Source organism: Acidovorax sp. MR-S7 (genome assembly GCF_000400995.2).
In the GTDB taxonomy this organism is placed as follows: Bacteria; Pseudomonadota; Gammaproteobacteria; order Burkholderiales; family Burkholderiaceae_C; genus MR-S7.
Map to the genome: position 1 here is coordinate 77,299 of NZ_DF238908.1, position 10,800 is coordinate 88,098.

Sequence of the window (10,800 nt, forward strand, 5' to 3'; positions counted from 1 at the left end):
AAGGCGGTAGCGGGGCCGGCGGCGCGCGCGCACAGTGCCTCCATGCACGAAAGGAGACACGCCATGCGAACCGCACACCCCGAAGACCTCGAACGCCTCGCCCGCCGCCGCGCGGGCGCCAAGCTCGGCTGGCTGCTGCACGCCTGCGTCTACGTGGCCGTGAACCTGCTGCTCGCCGCCCTGTCGGCCCACCAGGGCCGGCACTGGGCCATGTACCCCGCCCTGGGCTGGGGCCTGGGGCTGCTGCTGCACGGCGCGGCCGTGTGGCTGGCCCTGCCCGGCGGCGGCTGGTACGACCGGCTGCTGCAGCGCGAACGCCGCGCCCTGCAAGAGCGCGAAGGCAGCGCACGGTGACCGGCGCCGCCCGGCCGCTGCACAATGGGCCGGCCAACGACACCTCCGCCATGCGCCGCCCCATCGACCAGCCTTCCGCCATCGCCAGCCGCCTGCTGATCAATGTGGTCTTCTGCTGCCTCATCGCGCTCGGCGTCACGCTGGCGGGCAAGGGCGCATGGGACACCAACCTCGCCTACTCGCTGCCGATCGGCACCTTGAGCTGGCTTTTCATCGACCTGGGGCGCATCGCGCTCACGCGCGGCAGCGCCGTGCCATGGCCGCACGGCTGGCGGGGCTGGCTGCTCATGCTGGCGGGCACCACATTCGGCTTCGTCGTGGGCACCGCCATCGGCAACCTGTACAGCGGCGGCACGTTCGACGTGCTGGCACTCGCGCAGCAGCACGACTTCGCCTCCACCCTGGTCATCACCGTCGCGGCCAGCGCCGCCATCTGCTTCCTCTTCTACAGCCGGGGCAAGGCGCGCTTCCTCGAAGCCACCATCGCCCAGGCGCAGCGCGATGCCGCCGAGGCGCGCCTGAAGCTGCTGGAGGCGCAGCTCGAACCGCACATGCTGTTCAACACCCTGGCCAACCTGCGCGTGCTCGTGGCCACCGACCCGCCGCGCGCCCAGGCCATGCTGGACCACCTGATCGCCTACCTGCGCGCCACGCTGGGCGCCTCGCGCGGCACGCTGCACCCGCTGGCCGACGAATTCGCGCGCGTGGCCGACTACCTGGCGCTGATGGCCGTGCGCATGGGCCCGCGCCTGGCCTTCACGCTGGACCTGCCCGAATCGCTCGCGCAGGCCAGCGTGCCGCCCCTGCTGCTGCAGCCGCTGGTGGAGAACGCCATCCGCCATGGCCTGGAGCCGCAGGTGGAGGGCGGGCGCATCGACGTGCAGGCGCGCCTGCTGGAGGACGCGCGCATCCAGTTGGCCGTGCGCGACACGGGCGCCGGGCTGACGGGCGCCGGGCTGAACAGCGGCGCACAGGGCGGCAGCGGCTTCGGACTGCAGCAGGTGCGCGAGCGGCTCGCCACGCTCTACGGAGCCGCCGGCACTCTCGAATTAATAGCTGGCAGCGCAGGCGGCACAAGCGCCACGGTCACTTTTCCCTTGAACGCCCAACCCCATGAACACCTCACCGCCCAGGGCCTTGATTGCCGAGGATGAGCCGCTGCTGGCCGCCGCGCTGCAGCACGAGCTGGCCCGCGCGTGGCCCGCGCTGCACATCGCCGCCACCGTGGCCGACGGCCTCGCCGCCGCGCGCGAGGCGCTGCACCTGCAGCCCGACGTACTGTTCTTCGACATCCGCATGCCCGGCCAGAGCGGGCTGGAGGCCGCCGTGGAATTGGCCGACGCCTGGGACACCACTGCGCGCCCCTTCCCCGCGCTGGTCTTCGTGACCGCCTACGACCAGTACGCCGTGCAGGCCTTCGAGGCGCAGGCCGTGGACTACCTGCTCAAGCCCGTGCAGCCCGCGCGTCTGGAGCAGACGGTGCGCAAGCTGCAGCAGGCGCTGCAGCAGCGCGCTACGCCCGCACTGGAGCAGACGCTGGCCCAGCTGCGCGAGCTGGTTCAGGCGCCGGCCCTGGGCGCGCCCGCGCCCGCCGCCGCGCGGCTGGAGGTGATCCAGGCCAGCAGCGGGTCGCAGATCCACTTCGTGCCCGTGGCCGAGGTGCTGTATTTCGAAGCCGCCGACAAGTACGTGCGGGTGCTCACCGCCGAGCGCGAGCACCTGATCCGCACGCCGCTCAAGGAGCTGGCCGCGCAGCTCGACCCCGCCGAGTTCTGGCAGGTGCACCGCGGCACCCTGGTGCGCGCAGGCGCCATCGACAGCGCGGTGCGCGACGAATCGGGCCGCCTGCACCTGCGCCTGCGCGGCCGCCCCGAGCGGCTGGCCGTGAGCCGGCTGTACGCGCACCTGTTCAAGGGCATGTAGCCCGCTTCTTCTTTCATAGCTGCTCGCGCTTTCCAGATAAGCGCTGGGTCCGGTTTTCCCTGGTATCCCAGCGCGAGCCGGTGCGATCGGGTAGCCTTGCGGCCCATGACCCGCGCCACGCCCGCTCCCGCACCGTCTGCCCCACCCGCCCCCCTGCCGCCGCGCGTGGCGCTGATGATGCTGGTGGCCCTCACCTCGGGCTTCGCGCTGAGTTCGGCCTTCCGCACCGTGGCGGCCATCCTGGCCGCACCGCTGCAGGCCGAGCTCCACCTGTCGCCCCAGGCGCTGGGGGTGTTCGCCGGCACGTTCCATTTCGCCTTCGGAGCCATGCAGCTCTTCATGGGCATCGGCATCGACCTGTACGGCGTGCGGCGCACGGTGCTCACCGCGTTCCCGCTGTGCATCGCGGGCGCGCTGCTGTCGGCGGCGGCGCCGGGCTATGGCACGCTGGTGCTGGGGCAGGCGCTGATCGGCGTGGGCTGCGCGCCGGCCTTCCTGGTGTGCACGGTGTTCATCGCGCGGCATTTCGCGCCGCAACGCTTCGCGTCCCTATCGGGCCTGTCGATGGCGCTGGGCACGCTGGGCATGCTGTTCACTGGTACGCCGCTGGCCTGGCTGGTCCAGCAATGGTCGTGGCGCACGGGCTTCGTGGTGCTGGCGCTGATGGCGCTGGCCGCGTGGCTGTGGATCTGGCGTGGCGTGCACGAGCCCGCACCCGGCCCCGCGCACGGCATGCCGCGGGAATCGGTGCGCGAGGCAGTGGCGCGCTTCGCCGCCCTCTTCGCCCTGCCGCACACCTGGGGCATCGTGGCGCTGGGCGCGGTGAGCTATGCGGCCCTCATTTCCCTGCGCGGCCTGTGGTTGGGGCCCATGCTGATCGAGCGCCACGGCTTCTCGCTGGTGGACAGCGGCAACGTGGCGCTGGCCCTGTCGGTGGTGGCGCTGTGCGGGCCGATGGTGTTCGGCCGCATCAACCCGGGCGCAGCCACGCGGCGCGGCTGGATCGTGGTCTGCACGCTGCTGATGGCGCTGCTCTTCGTGGCCATGGCGCTGGTGCATTCGGCCTGGGTGGACGTGGCCTGCATGCTGGCCACGGGCCTGCTGTCGGGCTACATCGTGCTGCAGTACGCCGACGTGCGCGCGGCCTATCCGGCCCAGCTCACGGGGCGCGCCATGGCGGTGTTCACCATGGCCATGTTCCTGGGCGTGGCGGCCATGCAGTGGTTCACGGGGCTGGTGGCGTCGCTGGCCAAGGGGCGGGGCATGGACCCGTTCGTGGCGGTGATGGGCTGCATCGCGGCGCTGCTGGCGCTGGGGGCGCTGGCGTTCCGGCTGCTGCCCCGCCCGCCGCAGGACGTTTAGAACAGAATCGGCCTCCAGCGCTTATCCATCAAGCGCGAGCAGCTATCGAAATCAAAGCAGACTGGCGCTGGAGCCATCGCCCCGGTAGAGCCAGGGCACGTCCAGGATGCGCTCGCCCAGCAGGCGCAGCGCCATGTCGCGCCCCCAGCGCAGGGGGCCGGTGGCGTGGAAGATGGTGCCGTTGCGGCGCGAGCGCTCCTGCACGCGGGCGTTGCGCTGCCAGCGGTTGAGCGCGTAGCGGCGCAGGCGCAAGGGTACGTCGAGGTCGTGCATGGCCAGGGCGCGCTGCAGTTCGGCCGCATCCTCGATGGCCATGCCGGCGCCCTGCGCCAGGTAGGGGCGCATGGGGTGGGCCGCATCGCCCAGCAGCGCGACGAGGCCGCGCGCCATCTCGTGCGGGCCGGCGATGGGCGGGCGGTCGAGCAGCGGCCACAGGCGCCAGCCGCTGCCGGCCTGGGGCACCGCGCGCACCAGGTCCTGCAGCGCCGTGCAGGTGCCGGCCAGGGCGGCCTCCAGCTCCTGCGCGTTGGCGCCGTGGTCCCAGGTTTCCAGGTCGGCGGGCGGCGTGCCGTGGCGGATGGCCACCACGTTTATCAGCTCGCCGCGGCGCAGCGGGTACTGCACCACGTGCAGGCGCGGCCCCAGCCAGGCGGTGACGCGCGTGGTGCGCAGCGCCTGGGGCAGCGCGTCCTGCCGCACGACGGCGCGGTAGGCCAGGTGGCCCGACACGCGCGTGGGCGTCTCGCCCAGCAGGCGCGCGCGCGTGCCGCTGCGCAGGCCGTCGGCGCCGATGAAGGCGTCGCCCTCCACCTCCACGGCCGTGCCGTCCCCGCGCACCAGGCGCAGGGTGACGGCCCCGCCCTCCTCGGCATGGCGTTCGACGGCCTGGCCCAGGTTGAGGTGCACCTCGGGCCGCCCGCGCACGGCCTGGAACAGCAGGCCGTGCAGGTCGGCGCGGTGGATGGTGGCGTAGGCGGCGCCATAGCGCTCGATGACGGTGGCGCCCAGCCGCAGGCTGGCCAGCTCGCGGCCGCCCTGCGCGCTGCGCACCTGCAGCCGGTCGGGGAAGGCCGCCACGGCCTGCAGCGCGGATTGCAGGCCCCAGGCCTGCAGGCGCCGCACGACGTTGGGGCCGATCTGCACGCCGGCGCCCACCTCGGTGAACGCGTCCGCGCGTTCGTACAGCCGCACCTCCCAGCCCGCGCGCGAGCAGCCCAGGGCGGCGGCCAGCCCTCCGATGCCGCCGCCTGCGATCAAGACCTGTTTGTGCATGCCTGCGATTGTCGGCCCATCCGGGCGTTAGGACGTGGTCTCAGAGCCGCCGCTCGAGGTCTTCCATGGGCACCGGCCGGCCGAACAGGTAGCCCTGGAATGCCTGGCAGCCGTGGCGCTGCAGGAAGTCGAGCTGGCCCGTGGTCTCCACGCCCTCGGCCACCACGCCCAGGTCCAGGCTCTGGGCCAGCGCGAGGATGGTGCGCACGATGGCGGCGTCGTTGGGGTCGGTGAGCAGGTCGCGCACGAAGCCGCGGTCGATCTTGAGCTGGTCCAGCGGCAGCCGCTTGAGGTAGGACAGCGACGAGTAGCCGGTGCCGAAGTCGTCCAGCGAGAAGCCCACGCCCTGGGCACGCAGGTACTCCATCTTGGCGATCATCTCTTCGGTGTCGGTGAGCAGCAGGCTTTCGGTGAGCTCCAGCCGCAGCAGCCGGGCCGAGGCGCCGCTGGCGCGCAGCGCGCCCAGCACTTGGTCGGCGAAGTCGGGCTGGCGGAACTGGCGCGCGCTCACGTTCACCGACAGCACGAGCTGCCGCGTGGCCGCCTGCCGGGCCCAGGCCGCGAGCTGGGCGCAGGCGCTCTCGACCACCCAGCGCCCCAGCGGCAGGATGAGCCCGCTCTGCTCGGCCAGCGGGATGAATTCGGCCGGGCTGACCATGCCGCGCACCGGGTGCTGCCAGCGCGCCAGCGCCTCGGCGCCGACCATGCGGCCCTGGGCATCGACGACGGGCTGGTAGTGCAGCCGCAGGTCCCCGCGCGCGATGCCGTGGCGCAGCTCGGTCTCCAGCTCGGAACGCGCGCTCATCGCGGCGAGCACGCCGGGGTCGAAGAAGCGCACGGCGTTGCGGCCCGCGGCCTTGGCCTGGTACATGGCGAAATCGGCCTGCTTGAGCAGTTCCTCCGGCGCGGCCGGCGGGTGGCCGAACAGCGTGAGGCCGATGCTGGGCGTGCTGTGGTGCGCCGGCCCGCTGCCCAGCGCGTAGGGCTGGCTGAGCACGCCGGCGATCTTGCGCGCGAGCTTGTCCGCGTCCTGCTGGGCGGCGGGGCGCTGGCCCGCGAGGTTCTCGACCAGCACCACGAATTCGTCGCCGCCGAAGCGCGCCACGGTGTCGCTGGCGCGCATGCAGGCGCGCAGCCGCTCGGCCACCTGCGCGAGCAGCTGGTCGCCGGTATCGTGGCCGCGCGTGTCGTTGAGGTCCTTGAAGTTGTCCAGGTCGATGAACAGCAGCGCCGCGTGGCGCTGGCTGCGCTGCAGGCCCACGCAGGCGCGCTGCAGGCGGTCGAGGAACAGGCGCCGGTTGGGCAGGCCGGTGAGCATGTCGTAGAAGGCCAGCCGCTCGATCTCGCCCTCGACGCGCTTGCGCTCGGTGATGTTGCGGCCCACGCCGCGGTATCCGCGCAGCACGCCGGAGGCGTCGATGATGGGCACGCCGCTGAGCGCCATCCAGTAGGCTTGGCCGTTCGCACCCACGCGCTGCAGCTCCAGGTCGCGGAACGGCTGGCGGGCCGCCAGCAGCCGGCGGTGGGCCGCCCAGTCTTCCTCGCGCATGTTCAGGGCGGGCGTGTCCCAGCAGGTGCGCCCGAGCATGGATTCGAGCCGCGCGTCCTTGTGCGCGGAGACGCCCGCGAAATCGGTGAAGCGGTACTGCGCGTCCTGCTCCCAGTACCAGTCGGAGGACAGGTCGCACAGGCTGCGGAAGCGCGCCTCGCTGGTCTGCAGCTCGGACTGCACGCGCACGTAGTCGCTCACGTCGGCGAAAGTGCGCACCAGCCCGCCGTCGGGCAGCGTCTTGGTGCGCACCTCGAAGGTGCGGCCGTCGCGGGTCTTGCGCCAGTAGACCTCGGGCGAGATCCGCACCGCGCCCTCGGCGATGTAGTCGCGCCCGCGCATGTCCACCAGGTCGTAGGTGGTGCCGAAGTCGCCGCGGTGCGCCTGCAGCTCGGTGAGTTCGGCCAGCGTGGGATGCCCGGCCATGAGCTGCTCGGGCAGGTCCAGCAGCTGCAGCACCCGCTGGTTGTAGACGTTGATGCGTCCGTCCGGCCCGGTCTGGAAAATGCCCTGGCTCATGCTGGCCAGCGCCGTGCGCATGCGCGCGATCTGCTGGCGCAGCGGCTCGGCGGCGTCGCCTCCGGCGCTGCGGCCGGAGCGCTCCACCAGCGCGGCCAGGCGGCGCAGCAGCTCCGGCACGTGGTCGGCATCCGGGTGGCGCACCACGTAGTCGCCCCCGGCATCGCCGGCGCCGGCCCGCAGCGCCCGCGCGGCCAGCGCCTCCTGGCCGGGCACCAGGCACAGCAGTACGGGCCAGTGCGGATGCTCCAGCGCCCAGGCGGGAAGCTGCGTGGCGTGCGGCGCCAGGCACAGCACCACGGCGCTCCAGCCCTGCAGCGGCGCCATGCCGAAGTCCGGCGTGGGCACGGGCATGGCCAGCCAGCCCGCGCATGCGTCGGTGTGGGCCAGCAGCCCGAGCGCGCGGCGCGCGTGCTGCGGGTCGGGGTCGATCCAGGCTATGCGTGCACTCATGGCAGGGCGGGCGTGGCGAGCGCCTGGGAATGCGGGCCCAGCTCGGGCAGATGCTCGGCCTCGAACTGCTCGGCCGTGCAGGGGCGGCCGAACAGGTAGCCCTGGAAGCCGTCGCAGCCGTGCAGCTTGAGGAAGGCCAGCTGGCTGGTGCTCTCCACGCCCTCGGCCACCACCTGCAGGTCCATGCTCTTGGCCAGCGCGAGGATGGTGCGCACGATGGCGGCGTCGTTCGGGTCGGCCAGCACATCGCGCACGAAGCCCTGGTCGATCTTGATCTGCGCGAGCGGCAGCCGCTTGAGGTAGGACAGCGAGGAGTAGCCGGTGCCGAAGTCGTCCAGCGCGAACCCCACCCCCTGCTGCTGCAGCAGGCCCATGCGCTGCGCCGTGTCCTCCACGTCGCCGAGCAGCAGGCTTTCGGTGAGTTCCAGCTTGAGCAGGCCCGCCTGCGCGCCCGTCTCGGCCAGCGTGCCGAGCACGTCGGCCACGAAGTCGGGCTGGCGGAACTGCCGCGCGCTCACGTTCACGGAAATGCTCAGGCCGCGCGTGGAGGCATGGTGGCTCCAGCGCACGAGCTGCTCGCATGCCAGCCGCAGCACCATGCGGCCCAGCGGCACGATGAGGCCGGTCTGCTCCGCCAGGGGGATGAATTCGGCCGGGCTCACCATGCCGCGCTCGGGGTGGCGCCAGCGCACCAGCGCCTCGGCGCCGCACAGCCGGGTGCGCTCGTCCATCACGGGCTGGAAGTGCACGCTCAGCTCGGAACGCGCCAGGCCCTGGCGCAGGTCGGCTTCGAGCTGCGAGCGCGCGTTCACCGCCGCCTGCATGTCGGGGTCGAAGAAGCGCTGGGTGTTGCGCCCCGCCGCCTTCGCCTGGTACATGGCGAGGTCGGCGCGCTTGAGCAGTTCGTCCACGCTGGAGCGCTGCTCGCCGAACAGCGTGATGCCGATGCTCGGCGTGCTGAAGTACTGCTGCGACCCCAGGTCGAACGGCTGGTTGAGCCGCGCGAGCAGCTTCTCGGAGACGCGCTCGGCCTGCCCCGCCGCCCGGCTCAGCGCGGGCTCCAGGTTTTCGAGCATGACGACGAACTCGTCCCCGCCGAAGCGGGCCACCGTGTCGGACTCGCGCACGCATTCCACCAGGCGCTGCGCCACCTGGGCCAGCAGGCGGTCGCCCATGTCGTGGCCCAGCGTGTCGTTGAGGTCCTTGAAGTTGTCCAGGTCGATGAACAGCAGCGCGCCCAGGCGGCCGTGCCGCTCGCACGCGGCCATGGCGTGCTCGAGGCGGTCGAGCAGCAGGCGCCGGTTGGGCAGCCCCGTGAGCGGGTCGTAGAAGGCCAGGCGCTCGATCTCCTGCGCGGCGCGCTGGCGGTCCGTGATGTCGCGGCAGACGCTCAGCACGCCGGTCACGCGCCCGTGCTGATCGCGGATGGGGGTCTTCACGGTCTCGAAGCGCCCGCTGTAGCCGTCCTCGGCGAAGGTGAGGGTTTCCTCCACGACCAGGGGCTGCCAGGCGGCCATGGCGCGCTGGTCGAGCGCCTGCACGCGCTGCGCTTCGCCGGCGGGCAGGAGCTGCGCATCGGTGAGGCCGACGAATTCGCGCTCGCTGCGCCCCAGGAAGCGCGCGAACACGGGGTTGCCCGAGACATAGCGCCCCTGCGCGTCCTTGAGGCTCACGACATCGGGGATCGCGTTCACCAGGCCCGCCAGCTGCGTGCGCTGCTGGCGCAGCTCGTGCGCGAGGCGCTTCTGCTCGGTGATGTCGTAGGCGAAGATGACGACGGAGGACACCTCCTCCCCCGCCCTCTCGGGCACGAAGGTGATGCGCCAGACCACCGGACCGTCGGGGCCTTCCATGTCCACCTCGGCCGTGGTGGTCTCGCCCCGCAGCGCGCGCTGCAGCGGCGGGTCCAGGCGCGAGAGGAACGGCTGCGTGAGCACGTCGGACAGCAGCTGCCCCTCCAGGGCCGAAGGCGCGCAGCGCAGCCACTGCGCCTGCAGCGGATTCACGTACAGCACCCGGCCCTGGCGGTCCACGCGCGAGACGCCGCCGGGCAGGTGTTGCAGCACGCTGGCCAGCTGCACGTCGCGCTCGCGCGTCAGGCGCTCGGCCTCGCGCTGCTGCGTCACGTCGGACAGCACGCCGTCCCAGATCACGCGGCCCGCATCGAGACGGCGCGGGGAGGAGCTCATGCGCATCCAGCGCACCTCGCCATCGGTGCGCCGCATGCGCACCACGCATTCGCTCACGCACATCGTGTGGAACGACTGCTCTTCCGCCAGCGCGTTGAGCGGCCGGTCCTCGGGCAGGATCTGGTCGTAGAGCACCGTGGCATCGCGCACCACGTCGTCGGCGCGCACGCCGTTGAGGCGCAGGATGGCATCGCCCACGTGCACGAAATAGCGCCGGCCGTCGGGCTCGCGCACCAGCTGGTAGAGCACGCTGCCCGGCAGGTTGCGGCCCAGCGATTGCAGCCGCAGGCCGCTTTCGCGCACGCGCCTCTCGGCCTGCCGCGCGCGCTCATAGGGCAGGCGCACGCCGGAGGTGTAGACCGCCTGGAACAGCAGCGCATACCCCGCGACACGCAGCGCATGGGCCGCCCATCCGAGCGGCAGCGCCTCGTCCCCCAGCCACACGCGCACGCCCAGCATCGCCTCGCCCGCCGCCATGCACAGCGCGGCCCAGGCCATGAGGCGCACGCGCCCGCCGCGCTCGGGCCCGCCGGGGCGCAGCAGCAGCCCCGCCGCAGCCGCCATGGCGACGGCAGCGGCCAGGCTCGCCAGCAGCAGGCGCACGCCGCCCTGCTCCTGCATCCACCCGGCGGACAGCGGCCCCGCGCCGGTCCACAGCAGCGGCATGGCGGCCAGCGCCGCCACCGCCACCCAGACCATGCCCGCGCCCGGAATGTGCAGGCGCAGGGCGAACAGCAGCAGCGTGAGCGCCTCCACGCCGCGCGCGGCCATGGAGAAAAAGGCCCCGGCGGCCGCCTGGCCGGCCTGCGGGGCGCCGGCCTGCAACTGCAGCATGGCGTGCATGAAATTGCAGACCGCCGCCACCGACAGTCCCAGCACCAGCACGTTGGCGCGGTGCTGGTCGCGCACGTCCAGCATCTGCAGGCAGACGGCCACGGCCAGCAGGCCGGCGAAGACGGCGACGAAGGCCAGCAGCGGCTCCAGCGCCAGCGCGCCCAGCCCCTGCAGCATCGGCACCCCCAGCAGCGCCGGCACGGCCACCACCATCGCCACGACGGCGACCGGGCCTGCGGGCAACCGGGTCCGCGCCAGCGATGGAGAGAGCCGGGGCTTCATGGAAGGGCCAGGGATGGCGTCGAATACATGTGGATACGAGTGTATCGACTCTCCAGCCCCAGG

General features: G+C 72.7%; 7 protein-coding genes. 4 read left to right on the forward strand and 3 right to left on the reverse strand.

From position 1 onward, the window contains the following. The first annotated feature begins 63 nt into the window (after nucleotides 1-63). The 4 genes from AVS7_RS06365 to AVS7_RS06380 all read left to right on the forward strand — a co-directional run bounded on the left by AVS7_RS06365 (nucleotide 64) and on the right by AVS7_RS06380 (nucleotide 3,639). The gene (locus AVS7_RS06365; RefSeq protein ID WP_020227591.1) at nucleotides 64-354 is read left to right on the forward strand and encodes a 2TM domain-containing protein; all 291 of its coding nucleotides are present in this window, start codon (nucleotides 64-66) and stop codon (nucleotides 352-354) included. Next, nucleotides 351-1,508, forward strand: coding sequence for a sensor histidine kinase (locus tag AVS7_RS06370; protein ID WP_020227592.1), 1,158 nt, complete (start codon nucleotides 351-353; stop codon nucleotides 1,506-1,508). Before AVS7_RS06365 ends, AVS7_RS06370 begins: the two co-directional genes overlap by 4 nt. After that, nucleotides 1,468-2,277, forward strand: coding sequence for a LytTR family DNA-binding domain-containing protein (locus tag AVS7_RS06375; protein ID WP_034690162.1), 810 nt, complete (start codon nucleotides 1,468-1,470; stop codon nucleotides 2,275-2,277). The genes AVS7_RS06370 and AVS7_RS06375 overlap by 41 nt, the downstream gene beginning before the upstream one ends. A gap of 105 nt (nucleotides 2,278-2,382) precedes the next feature. Next, on the forward strand, nucleotides 2,383-3,639 hold the full coding sequence (locus tag AVS7_RS06380) for an MFS transporter (RefSeq protein ID WP_020227594.1): 1,257 nt from the start codon (nucleotides 2,383-2,385) through the stop codon (nucleotides 3,637-3,639). A 51-nt stretch (nucleotides 3,640-3,690) separates the two neighbouring features. Here AVS7_RS06380 and AVS7_RS06385 read toward each other — a convergent pair whose 3' ends face one another. The 3 genes from AVS7_RS06385 to AVS7_RS06395 are packed head-to-tail and all read right to left on the reverse strand — an operon-like array spanning nucleotide 3,691 to nucleotide 10,737. Further along, nucleotides 3,691-4,911 carry an FAD-dependent monooxygenase gene (locus tag AVS7_RS06385; RefSeq protein WP_024001046.1) on the reverse strand — a complete coding sequence of 407 codons (1,221 nt, stop codon included), beginning with the start codon at nucleotides 4,909-4,911 and terminating at the stop codon, nucleotides 3,691-3,693. A 40-nt stretch (nucleotides 4,912-4,951) separates the two neighbouring features. Then, on the reverse strand, nucleotides 4,952-7,432 hold the full coding sequence (locus AVS7_RS06390) for an EAL domain-containing protein (protein ID WP_020227596.1): 2,481 nt from the start codon (nucleotides 7,430-7,432) through the stop codon (nucleotides 4,952-4,954). Then, nucleotides 7,429-10,737 (reverse strand): bifunctional diguanylate cyclase/phosphodiesterase, encoded by a 3,309-nt coding sequence (locus AVS7_RS06395; protein ID WP_024001048.1) that lies wholly within the window; start codon nucleotides 10,735-10,737, stop codon nucleotides 7,429-7,431. Before AVS7_RS06395 ends, AVS7_RS06390 begins: the two co-directional genes overlap by 4 nt. Between the last annotated feature and the right edge of the window lie 63 nt (nucleotides 10,738-10,800).

Coding starts and splice junctions, on each gene's coding strand:
- AVS7_RS06395 (WP_024001048.1), bottom strand. CDS start 10,737: ATGAAGCCCCGGCTCTCTCCATCGCTGGCGCGGACCCGGTTGCCCGCA.
- AVS7_RS06365 (WP_020227591.1), top strand. CDS start 64: ATGCGAACCGCACACCCCGAAGACCTCGAACGCCTCGCCCGCCGCCGC.
- AVS7_RS06375 (WP_034690162.1), top strand. CDS start 1,468: ATGAACACCTCACCGCCCAGGGCCTTGATTGCCGAGGATGAGCCGCTG.
- AVS7_RS06385 (WP_024001046.1), bottom strand. CDS start 4,911: ATGCACAAACAGGTCTTGATCGCAGGCGGCGGCATCGGAGGGCTGGCC.
- AVS7_RS06380 (WP_020227594.1), top strand. CDS start 2,383: ATGACCCGCGCCACGCCCGCTCCCGCACCGTCTGCCCCACCCGCCCCC.
- AVS7_RS06390 (WP_020227596.1), bottom strand. CDS start 7,432: ATGAGTGCACGCATAGCCTGGATCGACCCCGACCCGCAGCACGCGCGC.